The following is a 20,400-nucleotide window of genomic DNA, read 5'->3' as shown; positions in this document are numbered from 1 at the left end:
CTACTTGTAAGAGGGGGTTTCTTGGTGAACTTTCTTAGTATGGAAGAATTTATACCTGTAAAGGGCGTCAAGTCCATGACAGTCAACGCAGATGCTACCCTTTAAGGTTCTATTCCTCAGGAAGCTGTTAAGGACGTTACCCTCAACAGGTTTATGGGGAGCTCCTCCGTCTTTACTCCAGACGTGTGGATTATGGCAAGTCTCGCAGACAATCTCTCCACCGACACTTACCTTCTTGCCATCCTTCGTAAAGAGAGGCCAGTCGCCTTCCCTTCCCGGCCTGTCAAGGTTTTTAACCTTAACGTCCTTAGATGGATGGTAGTAGTACTTGATAACCTTGCTCTCTCCAAGTCCTCCCTTAGTGTGGCAGGAGAGGCAGTAGTCAGACATTCTGTTACCGGAGACTCTCTTAACCTCCTTAGCCCAGAGAAGCTCATTTTTTGCGTTGTGGGGAACGTGGCATGCAGAGCAGACGCCACCCTTTAACTTCTTACCCACAACGCGCATATCGTGGTCTGTACCGACAACCGCCGCTTCGCTGGTGTGGCAGGCTGTACAGAGAGAGCTATCTCCTTCAACTGTGTACCTCGTAAGTCTCTTCTTGTCGGCACCGTTGTGGGGCTCGTGGCAAGTTGCACAGTCAAGGACACCGGACTCACCCCGCTTGGCCGGATGGCCTGTCATCTGGCTTATGAGCGGAAGTCTGGAATTCTTAATCATCTTAAGGTTCTTCTCTGTAACTTCCCTACCGAATGGGTGGGTATGTTTTCCTATCGTCTTATCGGCAGCCAACCCACCCTCAGAGTGGCAAGAGTTACACATCCTCTCGTTTATAGTTCTACCTTTTCCAAGCTTCCTTGACCAGAGAACCTTGTACGCCGGATTGTGAGGAGTATGACAGGCAGAGCAGGCTCCACCTTTAAGGAGTTCCTTCCTTTCTTCCTCTGAGAGCTTAACTTCCGGGTTGTGAAGTAAATCGTGGGAAGTTCCTTTAAGGTTCTTATCTGTATGGCAAGTCAGGCAAAGAGCAGAATCTCCTTTTACGGGAATTCTGAGGAGCTCCTCCTCGTGGGAGTGGGGCTCGTGGCAGGTAACGCAGGCAATTTTCTTGCCGGGCAGTTTATTCGTTGGGTTCTTTACTCCAACAGGGTGTTCGTTGTAGATAGACTCTTTAACCTTATGCTCAGCCATACCTTCAGGGTCGTGGCAAGCTAAGCAGAAACCGTCAACCGCAGGTTCCATAGGGGATATTTCACCGTAAACTACCCTTGAAAGGTAACCGTCCTTGGCGTTGTGAACGTTGTGGCAGGCAAAACAGTCTCCCTTCTTCCACCTCTTCTTGTCTATCTCTCCGTGTGCTCCCTCTTTCACCTTAGTCTGAGATTTATGGCACGTGTAGCAGAGGGAAAGCCTTTCCTTCCTCAAGAACTTACTCTCTTTACCGTCGTCGTAAGCGTGGTGAGGGTCATGGCAGGTAACACAGGCAAGTTTTTTGTTGGGGAGGGGTAGATTAACCTTCTCTTTTAAGCTCTTGCCCGTCGGGTGTGTAAGCGTTCCAACGGTTACAACTTCCTTGCCTTCTATCTTGTTCCCGGTATAGTGGCAGGAAAGACAAAGGATATCACTCTTACCCTTGACCTCTATGATTGAAGCGTAGTCATAGGCGTCTTCTGGAATTTCCCTGCTCCAGAGCTTTGGACCCTTTGCTTTATGAGGAGTGTGACAGCTTTTACAGGAGTTACCAGCGATATTGTGTTTTGTAGAGCTAACTTTACCCTCCTCAACGTGGCAGGAGGAACAGAGCTTTTCCTCTTTCGCCACGAGGAGGTGTTTGTTCTCCTCCTTGTGAACCTTGTGGCAGGTCATACACTCAACAGATTTTGTAATAGCCTTCTTCTCTTCAAATAGGGCTATCTCTGCCTCTTCGGGGAAGTCTTTGTGAATTGGGTGATTTCTGTAATCTTTATGCTCTTCAGAGTTAAGCCTATCGGTATGGCAGACGATACAAAGCTGTGATCTGTCAACCGGCTTTAACAGAGCTTTCTTGGCTTTTCCCTTATGAGGGGAGTGGCAGGATTCACACTGGAGCTCCCCACTCTCAGTAACCCTTCCACCAAGAAGGGAAATTTTCTCTATTAGCTCATCGCTGAGCTTATCAGCAGTATCCTCTAAAATGGGATGGTTCATTCCGTGCTCGGCGTTCGCTTTGTGGCATTCCATACAGAGGGCAGAGTTTACGTTCGGCTTCCTCATGAAGGTGTAGTCAAGTTTCTTCTCGCTACCGGTTTCAGTGTGGGGAGTGTGACAAGTTCCACAGTAGAGCTTTCCGTCCTTAGTTGGGAAGCCTTTCGGCAACTTAAAGTCCTTAGGTACTTCTTTGTCTACCGGGTGGGAAAAGTGACCAAAGCCGAGGAAAGTTTCCCTATCGTCAGCAAGGGAACCATCGTGACAGGAAAGGCACATAAGCTTATCTGCAGCCTTTAAGGACCTATTGCTTAAAAGTTTCGGAGATTCCACCTTTGTCTCAAGCAACCAGTTCTCGTGGCAGACCAAACACTCTTTTTTCATACTCTTCTTGAGCTTTGCCTCTGAAACTCCCGGAAGAACCAGAACGGTCAAAAGAATTGCTAAGGTTTTCCTCATTACCTTACCCCTTGAATCCTGAATATGGAAACTTTCCCCTTCAACGGTTCAAGGACGAAAAGTTCATCTCCACTACAGGCTAAAGCAGTCGGGTAGTAAAGGTCTTCAGCAACGACGTCCAAGAAACCTCCATGAAGGTTAAAGGTCTGAACAACTCCCGTAATGCAGTCAGAGACAACAACTACTCCGTTACAGTAGGCAACCCCCTTAGGTCTAAAGAGTTTCCCTTCTTCAACGCCAAAGTTTCCAAAAGAGTCTATAAGCTTCCCGTTAAAGTTAAACTCCTGAATCCTTGCGTTGATGGAGTCCACAACAAAGAGGAGGTCCTTTGACCTGTCAGCAAGGAAGACCCCCACAAACTGTCCCGGCGCAGAACCTTTTCCTCCAATTCTCTCTAAGAGTTCCCCGTCCAAGCTGTAAACGTCAATTGTGTTGGTCTCTCCGTTCGTTACGAAGAGCTTGTCGCCAAACCTAACAACGTCTATCGGCCTTCCTTCAAGCTCAAGCTCCTTCTCAACATTTCCATACTCGTCCATTACGTAGAGCTTGCCCTTCTGGCTCGTAACGTAGAGGAGCCCTTTCTCAGCGTAAATTCCAAAGGGAGCTTTTACTTTTATGTCCCCGATGTGCTCACCGTAAAGGTCGTAAACGGCTATGCGGTCGTTGAGTCCGTCAACCACAAAGAGCTTCTCGCCGTCAACGGCTATATCGGAAGGGAACTTCCAGTCTCCCTTTATCTCCTCTGCAAGAGCTCCGGCTAAAGAAAGCAGTGAAAGGAGCACGGCCAAGAGAAGTCTCATCTTCCTCTACCTCTACCAGATGAATTTTGGAAAGTGGAGGGTTTCGTACTTTTTAAGTCCTTCAAGGACTTCGTTGTGTTCAAGGTCCCTTACCCTTTCCTCGCTAAAGCCGAGAGCTCTAAAGTCAAGCCTTCCGCTCTCCCTGTGGCAGTCGTCACACTTTAAGGGCTCTGTTAAGGCGTTGTGCATCCTCGCAACAGCAGCAGGATCGTCCAAGAGTCCTTCATTGCCTTTAAGAGGGAGCTCTACAGGCTCTCCGTTTAGAACCGGAAGGATTTTTGCCTTACTATCCTCGCCTGAAAGAACCACTCTGTTTCCTAAGCGAACGTACTCTAAGCCATAGAAGTCTCCACTTTCTTTAAGGACAACCTTGCCACCTTCAATCTCTCCCCACCTGTAGGTTACGCCCTCTTTAACGAAGTGGCAGGTATTGCAGCTCAAGAAAGTTCCATGGGCGTTGTAAAAGGGTGCGTACTTTTCGTCCTTTTTGTGGGCAGCAAAGGTGTGACAAGCAGAACAAACGTCATTTAAAGCGTACTCATAGCTGTTTGGAGAGTGGAAAGGCTTGGGATAGCCTTCTTCCTTTGGAAGTTCTGGCCTTTCAAACTCTTTCAACTTTTCTTCCCACTTCTTTGAGTCTGTAGCTGGAGCTGTTAGGAGTGGGTTACTGCCTGCTACGGCTACACCGCCCGTTATTAGAAACGCAAGCACCAGAAACTTCTTCATTACGCAGTCCTCCCTTCAACTTCCTTTTCAAGGAGATGGTGAGCGTACTCGTGCATCCTCTTTATCATCTCCTCCTCGGGCAGTTTCTCCACTTCAAGGACAAACTCGTAGCGCTCCTTTAAGAACGGGTACTTTTCAAGGAGGTGGGGTTCGTTCTCTGCTACGGCCTTTATTATTCTCCTGTAACTTCTCGGCCTCTCCTCTATCCACTCAATTTCTGAAGCCGTTCCAGAGAGCCATATCCAGTCCATAGGGAATTTGTTAGGTCCGTAGTGAACGATGTACATGTGGACAAGGGCAATCCATCCAAGGGCCAAGACTGCCTCGTCTGAGTGCATGAGGTAGGCAATTTGAATAGTTTCAGGAGGTAGTCCAAGGTAACCGGTAAAGACCTCAGGAAGCCACAGCATCCAACCGGTAATACCGATTGCAAACATACCCCATCCAACACCCCAGAAGTCAAACTTGTCAACCCAGATGTACTCGTCCCAGTCCGGAGGAACTTTCCTAAGTCCTAAGAGGTACTTGATGTAGTGAACGAACGTAATATCCGTCGGTCCCGGAACAATCTTGAAGTAACCAAAGAAATCCTTCTTGGCTAAGTCCCAGTTGGCTATCAGTATGAGTATTATGTAAAGGACGGTAAGCATAAAGTCAGAGAACATTATGAATCCAGATATCCTGTGAATGGTCATCTCGCCCGGAATGCCACCGAGCAGCTTTATCATTACTTGGGCCCACTCTGTGTTGTAGAACTTTAGGGGATAACCTGAGAGTATCTGCCATATGAAGGTTGAAAACATTCCCACGTGCAAGAGCCTTTGAAAGAGGGTGAACTTCTGTATCATTATCTTTTCGCCGTCAACTATCAAAAGCTTGTCCTGCTCGGGTCTAATCCTAAACCTCTTCTTGAAGGCCTCCCAGAGTCCCATTAGTGTTTCCTCCTCAAGTTTTTAAGAAGGTCAAGTCCTACAATCGTCACAGCAAAGAGGAGCGTTCCCGTCGTGAGCCAGAACATAAACTCTTCTATGATTTTCACTATTTTCTGACCTAAAGAATCAGGAATAGGATGCATGTGAACCCATTTCGTAGTGGCAAAGTTTTTCATGTCTTTTATAGGAGCTAAAGGATGGCACTCTGTGGACCTTCCACAGGTTAGCTCTATGTTTTTCACGTTTATTGAAGAGCGGGGGTCATCTTTGTGGAATATGTCGTGGAAGTTGCCATCCTTGTTGGTATGGCAGTCTAAGCAGTCGGGAGCTCTGTTATCCTCCCTATCAAGGTAGAGCATCTTTGAGTGCATGGTTACCTTGTATGACTCAACGGCCGTAAGAACTCTTTCCTTTTCAAACTCGTCCTCTATCCCTTCAACTTTTAAGGCCTTTTCCATCTTTTCTCTGTCTTCGTGACAGCTTGCGCAGAGCTCCACAATTTCCCAGCCGTCTCGCCTTGTCTTAACAAACTGGTGGACAAAGCCGTTCTTTATGAGAGGAATGGGCTCCCTGCTTGCAACGTGGGAGAGCCTGTCCTTGAGCCAGTCCTTATTCTCGTGACACAGGGAGCACCTGCTAAAGCTTCCTTTGAGAGCTTCAAACTTTTCTACGTCCACAAGGAGCTCGTTAGCGTGGCAGTAACTACAGCTTGGGTAGAGCTCTGGAGCTTTCTCGTAGTTTTTCCCGTGAACGCTTTCTTTCCAAGTTTCAAAGATTCTCTCGTGGGAAAATGGCTTCTTCGTTGAAGGGTCGGCCACGTGACACTTGTTTGCACAGTTGGCCTGCGTGTTTTCCGGCCTGTGGGGATACTGCTCTATCTTGTCGTGACACTCGCTACACCCCACGTTCCTGTGGATGGAGTGGGCGTAGAGAGCTCCGTTAATACTGCAGTCCTTTATCCTATTGTTGCTATCTACAACAGATAAACCCCTTAGCCTATGGCACTTTAAACACCCATCATCGCTTATACCAACTCCCAAGGCCGTCCCTGAAAGCGCCAGAGCTCCTACTACTCCAAGAACCAAGGCTCTCACTCTTTACCCCCTACTTCAGCGAGTTAATGGAATGACAGACCTGACAGAGCTTACCTCCCGTAAGCTCCCTACTCATTAGCTCAACTTCTTCTGTCTTAAGCTCAAAGCCTTCAAGCTTCTCTTTCATTTTCTTAAGCCTGTAATCAAGGTCTCTCTTAGCAACTTCCGCCCACTCTCTATCCATAGGTGGAGCTGCAAAAGCTATCTGCGGGTGGGGATTGTGGCAGGTAATACACTCTATTTTTCCGTTTACTAAAATAACCTTCGGTTTCCTCTCTCTTAAAACGCTTTCATCTACCTTCGGCTTAAGTTCCTTCATAGAGGTTATATTTAAAACTCCCTCTTTTCCTTCTACGAGCTTCCTGACCTTTTCCTTAGAGGCAAAGAGGTGTTCTGGAGCTCCTACGTGGGGAGTTTTAGTATGACAGCCAACACAGGCCTTGTAAGCGTCTAAGGTTGCTCCTACTCCGTGACAATAAATGCACGCCTTTTTCTTTTCTTCCCAAGTTAGCTCAGAAGCTATGGTCTTATGGGGATTAAACTGCCTGTAGCAGTCTGGATTGTGACACTGGAAACAGAAGTCAAACCTCTTTAAAAGCCTCTTCTTAGCCCTTAAAAAGTCCTTTCCTTTAGAAGTCATATCGTGGCACGTCGTGCAGACCATCCTGCCGTCTTTAAGGGGGAAATCAGAAGGCACCCTCAGGCACTCTGTTTCTTTAACCTTCACCTCGCTGACAACGTGAAGGGTAGGGCACCCAGAGTGACACCTTAGACAGTAAGTATTCTCCGTTCCCGTATAACCTTTTCCTCCACAGGTAGCAGCAAGAACCTCTCCAGCTGTAAAGACCAAGAATCCAACTAAAACTATTCCCTTCCTCATCTTGCCCAAGTCCCCTTTGTGTGACATTCCATACAGAAACCTACGCGGTGACACCTGCTACACTTGGCAGGGTCGGCCGCTGCCTCTATGCTGTGGGTGTATTCATAGTTCCTTGGGTGAACCTTGTGCTTTATCACGTCACGGCGAGAGTGACAGTCTATACAGAACCTCTGCCTGTGGCACTCGTCGCACCTTTTAGGTTCGCCGTAGTAGGCAAACCTGTGGTCTTTCAACCAGTTTCCGGTTTTGTGGTCTGCCGGCTCTATCTCCTTCATGTTAAAGTGGCAGATGTAGCACTTTGTCGGAGCGTTTGGAGCCGGGGTCTTTTCAGGGTTGTTGTGGCAGTAGTGACAGGTAACTTTTGACGGCATTATGAGCTTCTTTGAACCCTTTTCGGCAGCCTCTATATCGGCCCACTTCATCTCAACGTTCATCTTGTGGCAAGGAATACAGCCGTGCTCGTCAATGAAGGCTTTATGGTCCCTGTGGTGGAACTTTGCTACAGCCCCAAGCTCCCTCTTGTAGTCAACCTTCCCCTCTTTTCCGCAGGAAAAGAGGGAAACAGCCAAAAACAGACTTAAAAGGCCGAAAACAAAACTTCTCATTTCCTATCTCCACTCCAGAAGAGGTAATTGTACCTAAGGATTAAACGGGTATCCCTCTCAAAGTCCTCATTTTTCCTAAGGTCAACACCAAGCTCTAAGTTTGAGAACTCTCCCACCTGATAAGTTCCCCTAAGGTAGAAGGCGTTGGCCCACTGTTTACCGTAGATGAGTTTATCGTAACGGGCTATGTCAGCCGTTCCCCTCAAGGTAAACTTCTCACAGAACCACTTTGTAAAACCAAGCTCCACTCCCCTTAGGATGCCCGTCCAGCTATTTTGATAGAGGAAAGCTCCGTACCACCTTAAACCTTCCTCAAACCACCTGTCCCTGATAAGTCCTACCTTTAAAAGGTGTCCGTTGTCCTTTCCTTCCCGCTGAAGGTCAACGGCCGTGTAGGACTCAAAGAGCTGCCACTCATCCGTAACGTCGTAGTAAAGGCTCTGTGTAAAGCGGAGCTCCCTCCCTTGCGGCGAGAAGAGGTAGAAAATCGGCTCTCCCCTGTAAAGTCCATCTCCATAGGTATAGGTTGGGTCAACGTACTCTACGCTGGTAGTAAGGCGGAGCTTTCTCGTAGGGAAGTAATTAAGCCCTAAGTTGGCCTCTAAGAGCTCCCCGTGAGCCGTATCAACTTCAAACCTTGTGTAGTATGAGAACTCCTCGCTCACGTAGCTGTAGTTTCCAAAGGAAACTGAACTTTTTACGAGCCTCCCATCGTTCCTTAAGTGTTGAAACCCTAAGAAGAAGCCCTTGTAGTCAAACTTAAAACCGGCTAAAAAGTCGTCTCCGTCGGGCGTGTTTGGCTCAAAGAACCTCGGTTTACCTATGTAGAAGGTATACCTGAAACCGTTTTCTAACTTTTGCTCAAACTTTAAGGCATCAGATACGAAAGTTTCAAAACCTTCTGATATAAACTGTCTTCCAACTGTAAGCTTTGCACCTTGATTGAGAGGAACATCTAAGTAGAGCTGATATAGGTCAGCCTCCCAAGTGCCACCGTACCCAAAGTCCTTCCAGAGCTTTCCGTAGAAGTAGAGGTCAGAATTACCTTTTAGATCCTTAAGGTCAATCTTTAAGTAGGTATCAAAAGGGATGGAATCGTCACTACGGACATCTTCTCTAATCTCTATTTGCGTTTCTACCTCTCCCTCATAGCTGGGAATTTTTACCGCAGCTAATGACTGGGATGCTACTAATCCCGCCCCCAGCGACAGCGCCAGTAACCCTTCTCTTATCCCCACGCTCGTCCCTCTCTCACTAAGGCTGCAGTATGGATATTACAATAATAAAAATTCGTTTGTCAAGTTTTTAAAAGATAGAAAATTCCTTATCTTTAAATCTTAAACACTTCAACAACTTCCCCCACCTGAACAGTTCCTCTCTCTTCCCCTACAATAGCCAGCCCATCACACATTGCCATTGTTCTTAAGTTTGAGGTCTGCTGACTGCCGGCACTCTTTACCTTTAGAGTTCCTTCCTCTACGAGAAAGTTTACACGAATAAAGTCAACCCTCCCTTTCCTTGATTTTAGTGGTTCAGCCGCAACAGCAACAAGGTAGTGGTTCTCTACTTCTTTCCTGCCGGAGAGCTTCCTAACAGCGGGTACAAGGAACTCTAAGGCGTTAACAAACATGGCAGCCGGGTAGCCCGGAAGCCCAAAGAAGAGCTTTTCCCCCCTAACTGCAAAAACCAAGGGTCTCCCCGGACGGATGTTGGTCATTGAAAACTTTACGTCAAAACCTAAAGACTCCACAACATCCCTGACAAAGTCGTACCTTCCCTTTGAAACTCCCCCGGTTGTAACAACCAAATCTCCTGAACTTACAGCTTCTTCAAAGAGCTCCTTCATTTCTTCAAGGCTATCTCCAACAACTCCCATATAGACGACTTCAGCTCCTTCCTTTTCAAGGAGACCCTTTAGTATGTAGTAGTTGGAATTCCTCACAGTTCCCGGCCTGTAAGGCTCGTAAGGCTCAAGGACTTCATTTCCGGTAGCAATCACAGCAACTTTTGGCTTCTGATAAACTTTCAGCCGGTAAATGCCGATATTTGCAAGGAGACCAACTTTGCGGTAGTCAAGGAGCTCTCCCCTTTCAAGAACTTTTTCACCCTTTTTTATCTCACTCCCCTTAAAGTTTACAAGTGTTCCGGGCTCAACCGGGAAGTCAACAACTACGTAATCCCCCTCTACAGAAACATCCTCAATCCTTACAGCAGCGTTTGCCCCTTCAGGAATCACTCCACCAGTCATAACAAAGACGGCCTCTCCAAGGTTAACCCTCTTCTTTTCGGTATCTCCGGCAGCCGTCTCGCCGACGATTTTTAGTCTTGCCGGGAGCTCCTTTACAGAGTCTGCGTTAAAGGCGTAGCCGTCAATGGCCGACTTATCCTCGCCGGGTACATCAACCGGAGAGTAAACGTCCTCCGCAAGAACCCTCCCGTAAGCCCCATCTAAGGTTACAACCTCAAAAGATTTCTCTTTGCACGCTTCAAGTATTATCCTTTTTGCCTCTTCCCTCTTCACCTTCATCACGGTCTCCCGAAAGGACAGATTGGGAATACGCATACAGGACAGCTGTGGCACAGGCCTCCGTGGGACTTCATGGCGACCTCTTCCCTTGTAATTACGTCGCCTATTAAAAGCCTTGGAAGCCAGATGTCAAAGGAGGTTGCCTTGAAAAAGAGAGCTGCGGCCGGGACGGCAATTATGGGCTTTCCATTTAGCCACCCCATACTGAGCATATTACCGGGCTGTATCGGGTTGCCTCTTATAAAGTTCTGAGTTCCCGCTTCCTTTACGGCCAAGTAGGTAACGTCATCCGGGTCAACAGATGTTCCACCAGTTAGAACAACAACGTCGTACTTATCGGCAAACTCCAGAATCTTCTGCTTTATGAGTTCCTTGTCGTCAGGGAGGATAACCTTTTCTTTTACGCTACACTTAAAGAACTCAAGCTTGGGCTTTAGACGCTCGTAGAACTTATCCTTAATCCTTCCGTAGTAAACCTCGTTACCGGTAATTATTATTCCTGCAGTTTTCTCCTTGAAAGGAACGACCCTTATTATCCCCCCACGGGCAATTTCTACAGCTTCTTCTATCTGCTTTTTTGGAGCTACCAGTGAAATAATCCTAACGGCAGCGATTTTATCTCCCGGCTTTACGTACATGTTATTGTGAATCGTCGGGCATGAAGGTTCACCTATCATGTTGATTTTAAGAAGTCTTTCAACGTCTATCTTCACAACGCCAAAGACAGAGGAGTAGATGTTTATCTTCCCTTCAACGGGCTCTTCGTCCCTGTAGGTGTTCTCCCCCATAATGGCTTCTGCAAGCATTACGGCAGCGTCGTTCTCGTGAATCTCATCTTCAGAGAGCTCCAGAACGTATATGTAGTCCTTTCCAAGCCTCTTTAACTTTTCAACGTCCTCAGGACGAATTATGTGCCCCTTCTTAAAAACTCTTCCCTTAAAGTTCCTGTCTAAGTCCACCTCCGTTATGTCGTGAACGAGGACCATCCCTACAGCGTCTTCAACCTTTACCTTCTTCTTCATGAACCCTCCTTTATAACGGGAATAAAGTCGGCAGATAGGTAAATGGTAGCAGTTCTTCCCTCCTCCATTATAAAGTTTGGGGAAAGGGAAGAGGGAATTAGGAGCTCCACTCTCTCTCTCTCTATTTCTACTTCTATCCTTTTAAACTCCCTGCTACTGGAGATTTTCCTTACCAGAACTACAAGCTTTGTTGACTCTAAGGAAGGAGAAAGGGCAAGGGAAAAGGGAAGTATAGAGACAAAAACCTCATCACCTACGGCTACTCCTTCCCTCCTCCTGCACTTTAGCTTTATTCCAGACCTCAGCTTAACCTCAAGGTAGTCGCTACCGACAGATACAACCCTTCCTTTTAGGAAGCTCCTGTGTCCTAAAAGTTTAGCTACTTTAAGGTTTAAGGGGTTCATAAAAACTGAAAAAGGCTCTCCCGTCTGAACGACTCTACCCTTTTCCATTACAACAATAAAGTCTGCAAGCTCAAAGACCTCGTCTATGTCGTGGCTTACCAAGATAATCGGAATGCCAAAGAGCTCCTGAATCTTCTTTATCTCCCTGTAGAGGGAGAGCTTTAACTCCTTGTGGAGGGCAGAAAAGGGCTCATCAAGGAGGAGAACATGGGGCTTTGTGGCGAGAGCTCTGGCAAGGGCGACTCTCTGCTTTTGACCACCTGAAATTTCTGAGGGGAACTTGTCCTTTATCTCCTCTATCTCTAAAATCTTAAGGAGCTCTCCAACGAGCTCTTCGTCCTTACTTCCAAACCGAACGTTTTCAATTACGGTCATGTGGGGAAAGAGGGCGTAGTCCTGAAAGAGGTAACCGACTCTCCTCTTTTGGGGTGGAAGGTTAACTCCCCTCTTAGAGTCAAAGAAAAGCTTACCGTTAACTTCTATCCTTCCCTCGTCGGGCTCTACAAGGCCTGCTATTGTCTGAAGCGTAAGGCTCTTCCCAGAACCGGAAGGGGCAAAGAGGGCAGTTATCCTTGTCCTACACGAAAACTCAACGTCTAAGCAGAAGTCCTTAAAACGCTTCTTAACAGAAATCTCCAGCACCTTTACCCCTTAGAGCTCGTCAGCCTGTTTATCAGGTAGATAATGACGACAGACATAGAAGCCGTAATGGCCGTTAAAAGGTTTGCCCTTTCAAAGTCTCCACCTGAAACGGCACTGTATATTTCAAGGGGAATCGTGTTCGTCCTAAAGGGAATGTTCCCTGCAAGCATCAAGGTAGCTCCAAACTCGCCGAGAGCTCTCGCAAAGGAGAGAACAAGGGCTGCAACTATTCCCCTCTTTGCAAGTGGAAGGATAACCTTAAAGAAAGTGGAGAGCTCTCCCTTGCCGAGGGTGTAGGAAACCTTTATGAGGTTACTATCAACTGCCTCTATCGCCGCTCTCGCACTCTTTACAAAAATCGGGAAAGCAGCAACCGACGCTGCAACAACAGCTCCATACCAAGTAAAAACAACTCCCGTGTTAAAGAGCTTGTAAATGAGCTTTCCGATAAAGCCTTCCTTCCCCAAGAGGAGCAGAAGAATGTAACCGGTCACAGTTGGAGGAAAGACGAGAGGAAGGGTAATGAGGGCGTCAAGGAGGTTCTTAAAGGGAAACCTCTTTAGTGCAAGGAGGTATGAAAGGGGAAGACCTGTAAGGAAAACTATAAGTGCAGAAAGAGTTGCTACCTTTAGAGAGAGCTTAATTGAGAAGAGGGATTGAGGGTCAAGCATTTAATTCCTCTCTCCACACTTTGAAAAGCCAAAGCTTTTGTAGGTGCTTGAAGGAGCTGACAGGAGAAATTCTTTAAACTCCCCTGCAACTTCCTTCTTCTTTGAAGAGGAAACTATCCCGACGTAAAACCTTATGGGGTCGTGGGAAGTTTCAGGGAGAACTTCAAGAAGTTTCAGTCTGTCCTTAAACTTAAGGTAATCTGAGTAGTAGATAATCCCTGCGTCTGCGTTCTTTGTAGTAACCCAAATTGTTATCTGTCTTACGTTTGGAGCGTAAACGAGCCTATCCCTTAGCTTATCGTAGAGCCCGAGTTTTTGAAGGGCTTGAATGGCATACTTACCAACGGGAGCTAACCTGTCCCCAAGGGCAATCCTTTCGGCCTCCTGTAAAGAGGTAATCTTTGAGCTCCTATACGTAACTACAACGAGCTCAGTTTTTGCAAAAGGGGAAACAGATTCTAAGAGCCCCTTTTCTTTTAAGTAGTTTGCCCAGAAACGTGAGGCAGATATGTAAACGTCAACATCTGCTCCCCTTTCTATCTGCCCTGCAAGCTTTCCGGAGGAGGCAAAGTTGAATATGACAAGGTGTCCCTTTTCCTTTTCAAAATCCTTTCCAATGGCAGTAACGAGCTCCTTAGTTCCCATCGCTGAAGAAACGAAGAGCTCCTCAGACTTAGAGGGGAGAGTCCAAAAGAGCAAAATCCACAGAGCTAAGAACAAAGCCCTCACTGCTTTCCTCCTAAAAATACTTAAGGGGTCAGCCCCGGACCGGAACTGACCCCTTAAAGCTCGGGTTCCTTTCCAAGTCCGGGAGGCGTGCCCGTTTCCAGACACACCCTATCGGCCTGACTCCATAGGCCTTAAAGCCCTTAGGAAATCAGGCTCGGAACCCGTGAAAGGATTATACAACAGTAAGGGGGAATTATCATCCCCCCTGAGACTCCCCCCCTGATAAATTCCGTTTACTTTTTCGGGCATTTCAACTAAAAGAAATAGAGAAGGTGGGTTTGAACAGATACAGAATAGCGGTCGCAATCCCGTCCTCTTTTTCGGGCATTTCAAGAGCAAAAATCTGGAAGTATTGAAAATCAAGCTCCCCAGAACTTGAGTTTTCTATCAAACTCTATAACTTGTTGAAAACTAAGCTTGCCGAGCAAAAAGTTTAAGCCTACTGAACTTTGCCCGTTAACCTTATTCAACTTTCAAAGAACATCTGTTTCATTTTAACACAACTAAAAGACCGTCCCCTACTGGGAAAAGGTAGTTTTTTACAGCAGGATACTCTTTTACTTGGGAGAGGAAGAGTTTTAGGAGCTCCACCGTTCTCCTATACCTTTTATCAAACTCCCTCCCTGCCACGTAACCCCTAAAGAGAACGTTGTCAAAAACGGCAACTCCACCATCAGAAAGGAGAGCTTGAACTTTATAGTTAAAGAAAGGATATTCAGCCTTAACAGAGTCAATAAAAATAAGGTCAAAGGTCTTCCCTTGAGAGAGGAAGTCCCTTATAACGTCAAAGGCGTCTTTTTCAAGGAGCTCCACTTTAGCCCCTGCCTTTTTAAAGAACTCCTTAGCGATGAGAGCTCTCTTCTTGTTTGAGTCAACGGTAATAATCTCTGCCTCTGGGTAGGCATAGTAAATGTTGAGGGTGCTATAACCTATACCCGTTCCAATCTCAAGAACTCTTTTGGGCCTTAAAAGGGAAACAAGAAACCTTAAAAATGAAGCTGCAGAGGGCAGGAGTATCGGAACTTTATTCTCCTTTGCGAACTCCTCAATCTCAAGAAGGACTTCTTCCTTTTTACCAAAGTCCTCTACAAACTTCTCTAAGTAATCTGGAAGAATCTCACCCAAATTCTGCCACCGTTTAAACATCACTTCTCTCCCTGTTAAAGATTTGCGGTTAAAATTAGAACAACAAAAGCAAGAGAGGTAAAAGATGAAAGTGGCAATTCCGGTTGAGAGTGACTCAGGACTCAACGTCCCCGTAGCAAAGGAGATTGAAAGAGCTCCCTACTTTGTAGTCGTCAGCCTAAAAGGAGAGGAGGCAGAGGTAAACGTTTATGAAAACGTTCCAGCAAAGGAGAAAAAACCCGGACTCATCCCAGAAATGCTTTCCGCCTTAGGAGTCAAGAAAATCGTCACAGGCGAAATGGGAACAAGACTCAGGATACTCTTTGAGCACTACAGAATAGAGGTGGAAACTGGAGTATCGGGAACTCTTGAAGAGGTTGTGAGGAAAATCCTCAGCTCCAGTGCTTCCCAGAGCTGACCTCTACAGTCAGGGAAACGGAAAGCTTAACGACGTTCTCCATAGTCTCCTTTAAGAGCTCCTTAACCTCCTCTTTCTTTTCCTCTGGAGCTTCTATGACTATCTCGTCGTGAACCTGAAGTATCATATAAGCTCCAAGTTTTTCAAGCTCGTCGTGGAGCTTTACCATCGCCATTTTCATAATGTCTGCAGCCGTCCCTTGAATTGTGGCATTTACCGCTGCTCTCTCTCCAAAGCTCCTTACGTTCTGGTTAGAAGAGGAGAGCTCCGGAAGTGGCCTTTTCCTTCCAAAGAGAGTTCTGACGTAGCCTTTCTTGTAGGCCTCCTCTAAGGTTCTCTCTATGTACTCCTTAACTCCGGGGAACTCCTCAAAGTAGCGGTTGATGTACTCTTCAGCCTCTTTTACCGGTATTCGTAGTCTCTCAGAAAGCCCGTGGGGACTCATACCGTAGATAATCCCAAAGTTAACCGTTTTTGCAACGCGGCGGAGCTCTTCTGTAACCTCAGAAACCTTAAAGAGCCTCTTGGCAGTCTCCGTGTGTATGTCCTTACCTTCCCTGTAGGCCTTTATGAGATTTTCGTCCTGAGAAAGGTGGGCAAGGATACGGAGCTCCACCTGAGAGTAGTCAGCCCAGACCAAGGTGTAGCCCTCTGGAGCAGTTATGGCGTGGCGTATTTTCTTTGATATCTCGTCCGAAACCGGTAAGTTCTGGAGGTTCGGCTCTGCTGAAGAGAGCCTACCGGTTGCTGTTCCGGTCTGAATAAACGTTGTGTGAACTCTCCCAGATTCGTCCATATGCTTTAGGATACCTTTAACAAAGGTGCTGGAGAGTTTCGTTAACTTCCGGTATTCAAGAAGGAGCTCTGCAATTTTGTGACCTTCAAGGGCCAAGGCCGTAAGTGTTTCAACGTCGGTTGAGTAGCCACTCTTTGTTTTCTTAAGAGGTTTAAGTCCCAGCTTCTCAAAGAGAACTTTTGCAAGCTGTTTTGTTGAATTTACGTTAAACTCCTCGCCGGCAATCTCAAATATCTCCCTTTTTAACTTTTCAGCCTTCTCGTCAAGCTCCCTGCCAAAGGACTCTAAGTATCCCCTGTCAAAGAGAACTCCCCTCTTTTCCATCCGGTAAAGAACGTAGGTAAGAGGGAGTTCTACTTCTCTATATAGCTTTTCAAGACCCTCCCTCTTTAGCTCTGAAAGAATCTCTCTACCAATCTTTATAGCGTAATGGGAATAATCGCGAAGGTCATTGATTCCAATTACCCCAAGCCTTTCCTGAAGAACGTCACGAGCAGAATAGCCCTTAAGGAGTGGATTCAGGAGATACTGACCAATTGAAAGGTCAAAGAAGGGATACCTTCTTAAGTCTTCTCCCAAGCGGTGGTAAAGGGATTTTAGATCAAAGGTGTAAATCTTCCCTTTAAGTGGTAAAAGCTTAAAGAGCTCCTTCGGCGAGACTTCTGCGAAGCCTTCTATAGTAGCGACGGCAAAAGTTTCACCGTAAACAAGAGCCAGTTCCGGCTGAGAAAAGAGGTCAAAAGTTATCGTTTTTTTCTTAATTTCCTCTAAGGAAATTCTCTTACTCTTTTTAAGCTGGGAAATGCTTCCTAATTCAAGTCCCGGGAAGAGCTTCTGAATCTCTGAAGCTGTGCTTTTCATTTCAAGCTCTTTTAGGAGCTCTCCCAAACACTTACCGTCGGGCTCTTTGAGTTTAAGCTCCTCTAAGGAAACCTCTATCGGAACTTCAGTATTTACCCTTGCAAGCTCACGGCTCAAGAAAGCCTGTTCTTTAAATTCTTTTAATGTTTCTCTCCTTTTTGGCGTTAACCTGAGGAGGTTTTCGTACAGGTTCTCAAGGCTTCCGTACTCGGCAATGAGCTTTAGAGCTCCCTTCTCCCCTATCCCGGGAACGCCCGGAATGTTGTCAATAGAGTCTCCACAGAGTCCAAAAAGGTCTGGAATCTGAGAAGGCTCTATCCCGTATTCTCTCCTGAAAGTTTCAAGGTCGTAAACCTTCTTCTCTCCTGTTTTACTTGAAATGGCAACAACCGTAACGTTTTCGTCTATCAGCTGTCTCATATCCTTATCGGGAGTAACGATAAAAACCTTCAAACCTTCCGCAGACAACTTCTTTGAAAGCGTTCCAAGGATATCGTCAGCCTCGTAACCTTCTTTTTCAAGAACAGTAACGCCAAAGCACCTTAAGAACTTCTTTATGTACGGTAGCTGAACCTTAAAGTTGTCAGGAGTAGGTTTCCTGTTTGCCTTGTACTCTTTTAAGAGCTTTGTTCTAAAGGTTTTCCTGCCAACATCAAAGGCAACGGCAATGTATTCCGGTCTAAAATCCTTGTAGAGCTTTAAGAACATCCGGATAAAACCGAAAACAGCATTGGTAGGGAAGCCCTTACTGGTAGAAAGCCCCTTTATGGCATAGAAAGCTCTGTAGGCGAGGCTCGTCCCGTCAAAAAGGAAAACCTTCTTTTCAGTCATCTCTTCCCTACAAGCTTTTAAGTATCACAAAGAAGAGAACAGCAGAAGCCACGAGAATGAGAACCGGCGAAGTATAGGAACGTCTGTAATTCTCTATCAAGCTCTCGTAGTTTTCCGGAAGTTTATCCCTTGAAATCCTCTTCCCTATCTCCCTTAGGAGCTCCTTAAAGTTCTCCGTTGAATCGTCAATAACAGCCAGCTCTCCGTTCTTGTCGCCGATAAAGATAAAGTACTTTCTGCCGGGAGAGAGGGAAACCTCAAGAATATCCTCCCATGAGAATTCTTTCCTTCCCGTAAGACCAAATACTTTGATTCCTTTGTCAGAAATAACAACCTTCTTCTTGCTCAGGAAAAAGAAGTAAGCAAGGACGGGGAGAATGAAAAGGAGCAGTATGGCAGACTTAAAGGAAAATCCCCCTGTCCTTGCAAAGAGTAACCCAAAAAAGAGGGCGTAGGCAACAACGAGCAACCCGTAACTAAGGAAAGTCAGTTTATCCGTTTTAAAAACCTTCTCAGCCATTTAGGAGCTCCTTTACAGCCTCGTGGAACCTACGGAGGCCTTCTTTTATGTTCTCCATAGAAGTAGCGTAGGAAAGCCTTAAATACCCGGGCATGCCAAAGGCTGTTCCCGGAACAACGGCAATCTTGGCCTTTTCAAGGAGGTAATCAGCAAGAGCAAAGTCGTCCTTTAGTCCTGCCATCTTTAAGAGTTCCTTCACGTTGGGGAAGGCGTAAAAAGCACCCTTTGGAAGTAGACACTTTACGCCGGGAATCTCGTTTAACTTCTCAACCATGTAGCGGCGTCTCTCATCAAAGGCAGAGAGCCACTCATTTAAAAAGTCCTGTGGACCTCTTAAAGCAGCAACGGCTGCCTTCTGGGCTATTGAGTTTACGTTAGATATTGACTGGGAGTTAATCTTTACCATTGCATCTATTATCTCCTTAGGCCCTGCAGCGTAGCCAACCCGCCAGCCTGTCATTGAGAAGGCCTTTGAAAGGGCGTTAATGGTTACTGTAACGTTCTTAATCTCCTCAGAGATTGAGGCTATGCTCGTATGCTTAAAGCCGTCGTAGGTGAGCTTTTCGTAACACTCGTCGGAGGCTATAAGGATTCCCCTTTCAGCGCAGAACTTGCCGATCCTCTCAAGCTCGTCCCTATCAATAACAGAGCCGGTCGGGTTGTTTGGAGTGCAGAGAATTATCATTTTAGTTTTCTCGGTAACGGCAGGCTCAATGTCCTCTAAGGTCAGAGAAAAGTTGTTCTCCTCTTTCGTCTCCACAAAGACAGGTTTTCCACCTGCAAACTTTACCTGTTCTGGGTAGGTAACCCAGTAAGGAGCTGGAATGATTACTTCGTCTCCCTCTTCAATAACGGAAAGCATCAGGCTAAAAAGAGCCTGCTTTGCACCGTCGGTTATTACAACCTGAGAAGGCTCGTAGTCTATGCCGTTTTCCTTCCGTAGCTTTTCAGCAACAGCCTCACGGAGCTCCGGAATACCAGCTGGAGGTGTGTACTTGGTAAAACCTTCATTTATCGCCTTTATAGCCGCCTCTTTAACGTGCTGTGGAGTATCAAAGTCGGGCTCTCCAGCACCAAAGCCGATAACGTCTATTCCTTTAGCCCTCATCTCCTTGGCCTTTGAAGTGATGGCCATCGTTGGAGAGGGTGACATCCCAAGAACTCTTCCTGCCAGCTTCATAGCAACCTCCACCTCTTTGTCGTTGACATTTTACACGTTTACTGATACTTTTCCCACAGCAAAAGAAGGAGGTGATAATGAAGGGGAACAGGTGCCTCACCCTTGAACAGCTCAAAGAACTAAAGGAAATTCTTGAACAGAAAAAAAGGGAAGTTCTTGAAGACATAAAGAGGGGACTTGAAGAACAGCTCAACGCCGAAAGGGAAGTTGGAGACATCGTTGACATGTCAACGGATGAGATACTAAGAACCTTTGAAATGAGAATCAGGGACAGAGAAGCCAAGTACCTGAAGAAAGTAGAAAAGGCCCTCCAGAAGATAGAGGAAGGAACTTACGGAATTTGCGAGAACTGTGGAGAGTGTATCGGATACGAGAGGCTCAAGCTACGTCCTGTAGCGGAGCTCTGCATAAAGTGCAAGCTTGAGCAGGAAAACTATGAGAGGAAGTTCGGCGAAGAGGAGTAGTTAGAGGGGGAGGACTCTCCCCCTTTAAGTAAACTCAGCCGACACTAGCGCAGAAAGTAACCTCTTCCTCCTCGTTAACAACTCCTCTAAAGTGAACTTCCTTTTCTATCCTTTCAGGGTTGAGCTTTTCAACTATATAGTCAAAGGCCTTAAAGGCGTTTTCATGGTCTCCACACGTATAAACGTCAATAGCAACGTAGCCGTGCTCAGGCCAAGTGTGGAATGAAAGGTGGGATTCTGATATTACAACAACCCCCGTTGCTCCGAAGGGTTGAAATTGGTGGTAGTAGGAAGAGAGTTTGTTGAGGTTTGCGTGCTTTACAGCCCCCTCAAAGATTTCTGCCATCTTCTCGGCAGACTTGAGGATTTCTGGGTCGCACCCGTAGAGGTCAGCTACGATGTGAACGCCGAGGGTCTTTGCCATTTTACTTCCTCCTCTATCTGAAGTTAGATAACACTCAAGGCCGCAGCCTCCTCCTCACCAAATTTGCAGGGTTCAATTATATGCGTTTTGTATGAATATACAATCA

Annotated in this window: 20 protein-coding genes and 1 riboswitch; of the genes, 2 read left to right on the top strand and 18 right to left on the bottom strand. The window is 46.5% G+C overall.

Going from position 1 to position 20,400, the window contains the following annotated elements:
* From CLV27_RS00225 to CLV27_RS00160, 14 genes are all read right to left on the bottom strand, one after another.
* Positions 1-2,643 (bottom strand): cytochrome c3 family protein, encoded by a 2,643-nt coding sequence (locus CLV27_RS00225; protein ID WP_132524608.1) that lies wholly within the window; start codon positions 2,641-2,643, stop codon positions 1-3.
* The gene (locus CLV27_RS00220) at positions 2,643-3,443 is read right to left on the bottom strand and encodes an NHL repeat-containing protein (RefSeq protein ID WP_132524606.1); all 801 of its coding nucleotides are present in this window, start codon (positions 3,441-3,443) and stop codon (positions 2,643-2,645) included. The genes CLV27_RS00225 and CLV27_RS00220 overlap by 1 nt, the downstream gene beginning before the upstream one ends.
* Positions 3,444-3,455: 12 nt before the next feature.
* Positions 3,456-4,169, bottom strand: a complete 714-nt coding sequence (locus CLV27_RS00215; protein WP_132524604.1) for a hypothetical protein — start codon at positions 4,167-4,169, stop codon at positions 3,456-3,458.
* The gene (locus CLV27_RS00210) at positions 4,169-5,101 is read right to left on the bottom strand and encodes a formate dehydrogenase subunit gamma (RefSeq protein WP_132524602.1); all 933 of its coding nucleotides are present in this window, start codon (positions 5,099-5,101) and stop codon (positions 4,169-4,171) included. Before CLV27_RS00210 ends, CLV27_RS00215 begins: the two co-directional genes overlap by 1 nt.
* Complete coding sequence (locus CLV27_RS00205; RefSeq protein WP_132524600.1) at positions 5,101-6,195, bottom strand: hypothetical protein; 1,095 nt, start codon at positions 6,193-6,195, stop codon at positions 5,101-5,103. Before CLV27_RS00205 ends, CLV27_RS00210 begins: the two co-directional genes overlap by 1 nt.
* A gap of 10 nt (positions 6,196-6,205) precedes the next feature.
* The gene (locus CLV27_RS00200; RefSeq protein ID WP_132524598.1) at positions 6,206-7,075 is read right to left on the bottom strand and encodes a cytochrome c3 family protein; all 870 of its coding nucleotides are present in this window, start codon (positions 7,073-7,075) and stop codon (positions 6,206-6,208) included.
* Complete coding sequence (locus tag CLV27_RS00195) at positions 7,072-7,680, bottom strand: hypothetical protein (protein ID WP_132524596.1); 609 nt, start codon at positions 7,678-7,680, stop codon at positions 7,072-7,074. The genes CLV27_RS00200 and CLV27_RS00195 overlap by 4 nt, the downstream gene beginning before the upstream one ends.
* A complete protein-coding gene (locus CLV27_RS00190) occupies positions 7,677-8,918 on the bottom strand; it encodes a hypothetical protein (protein ID WP_132524594.1) in 1,242 nt (413 codons plus the stop codon). Before CLV27_RS00190 ends, CLV27_RS00195 begins: the two co-directional genes overlap by 4 nt.
* A 92-nt stretch (positions 8,919-9,010) precedes the next feature.
* Entirely contained in the window at positions 9,011-10,207 is a 1,197-nt protein-coding gene (locus CLV27_RS00185; protein ID WP_165863646.1) for a molybdopterin molybdotransferase MoeA, read from the bottom strand.
* Positions 10,207-11,229 carry a molybdopterin-binding protein gene (locus tag CLV27_RS00180; RefSeq protein WP_132524590.1) on the bottom strand — a complete coding sequence of 341 codons (1,023 nt, stop codon included), beginning with the start codon at positions 11,227-11,229 and terminating at the stop codon, positions 10,207-10,209. The genes CLV27_RS00185 and CLV27_RS00180 overlap by 1 nt, the downstream gene beginning before the upstream one ends.
* The gene (locus CLV27_RS00175) at positions 11,226-12,275 is read right to left on the bottom strand and encodes an ABC transporter ATP-binding protein (RefSeq protein ID WP_132524588.1); all 1,050 of its coding nucleotides are present in this window, start codon (positions 12,273-12,275) and stop codon (positions 11,226-11,228) included. Before CLV27_RS00175 ends, CLV27_RS00180 begins: the two co-directional genes overlap by 4 nt.
* A 2-nt stretch (positions 12,276-12,277) precedes the next feature.
* Positions 12,278-12,946 carry a molybdate ABC transporter permease subunit gene (modB, locus tag CLV27_RS00170; RefSeq protein WP_132524586.1) on the bottom strand — a complete coding sequence of 223 codons (669 nt, stop codon included), beginning with the start codon at positions 12,944-12,946 and terminating at the stop codon, positions 12,278-12,280.
* Positions 12,947-13,675 (bottom strand): molybdate ABC transporter substrate-binding protein, encoded by a 729-nt coding sequence (modA, locus tag CLV27_RS00165; RefSeq protein ID WP_132524584.1) that lies wholly within the window; start codon positions 13,673-13,675, stop codon positions 12,947-12,949. It abuts the gene before it with no gap.
* A 49-nt stretch (positions 13,676-13,724) separates the two neighbouring features.
* Positions 13,725-13,847: riboswitch (molybdenum cofactor riboswitch) on the bottom strand.
* A 317-nt stretch (positions 13,848-14,164) separates the two neighbouring features.
* Entirely contained in the window at positions 14,165-14,821 is a 657-nt protein-coding gene (locus tag CLV27_RS00160; protein ID WP_243644815.1) for an O-methyltransferase, read from the bottom strand.
* Between the two features lie 64 nt (positions 14,822-14,885).
* Between CLV27_RS00160 and CLV27_RS00155 the strand changes: the two genes are divergently transcribed.
* Positions 14,886-15,218 (top strand): NifB/NifX family molybdenum-iron cluster-binding protein, encoded by a 333-nt coding sequence (locus tag CLV27_RS00155; protein WP_132524580.1) that lies wholly within the window; start codon positions 14,886-14,888, stop codon positions 15,216-15,218.
* On the opposite strand, the gene polA is transcribed toward CLV27_RS00155, so the two are convergent.
* From polA to CLV27_RS00140, 3 genes are read right to left on the bottom strand one after another with little or no spacing between them, the layout of a single operon-like run.
* Positions 15,193-17,706 (bottom strand): DNA polymerase I, encoded by a 2,514-nt coding sequence (polA, locus tag CLV27_RS00150; RefSeq protein ID WP_132524578.1) that lies wholly within the window; start codon positions 17,704-17,706, stop codon positions 15,193-15,195. The two genes, CLV27_RS00155 and polA, sit on opposite strands and share 26 nt — an antisense overlap.
* A 7-nt stretch (positions 17,707-17,713) precedes the next feature.
* Positions 17,714-18,226 (bottom strand): PH domain-containing protein, encoded by a 513-nt coding sequence (locus CLV27_RS00145; RefSeq protein WP_132524576.1) that lies wholly within the window; start codon positions 18,224-18,226, stop codon positions 17,714-17,716.
* Positions 18,219-19,406, bottom strand: coding sequence for a pyridoxal phosphate-dependent aminotransferase (locus tag CLV27_RS00140; protein ID WP_132524574.1), 1,188 nt, complete (start codon positions 19,404-19,406; stop codon positions 18,219-18,221). The genes CLV27_RS00145 and CLV27_RS00140 overlap by 8 nt, the downstream gene beginning before the upstream one ends.
* Positions 19,407-19,483: 77 nt before the next feature.
* Here CLV27_RS00140 and CLV27_RS00135 point away from each other — a divergent pair, with 77 nt between their 5' ends.
* Entirely contained in the window at positions 19,484-19,870 is a 387-nt protein-coding gene (locus CLV27_RS00135; RefSeq protein WP_132524572.1) for a TraR/DksA family transcriptional regulator, read from the top strand.
* Between the two features lie 34 nt (positions 19,871-19,904).
* Here CLV27_RS00135 and speD read toward each other — a convergent pair whose 3' ends face one another.
* Positions 19,905-20,294: an adenosylmethionine decarboxylase gene (gene speD, locus CLV27_RS00130; RefSeq protein ID WP_132524570.1), complete on the bottom strand. Its 390-nt coding sequence runs from the start codon at positions 20,292-20,294 to the stop codon at positions 19,905-19,907.
* Between the last annotated feature and the right edge of the window lie 106 nt (positions 20,295-20,400).

Source organism: Phorcysia thermohydrogeniphila (assembly GCF_004339575.1).
Lineage (GTDB): Bacteria > Aquificota > Aquificia > Desulfurobacteriales > Desulfurobacteriaceae > Phorcysia > Phorcysia thermohydrogeniphila.
This window is presented reverse-complemented; position numbering and strand designations above follow the sequence as displayed.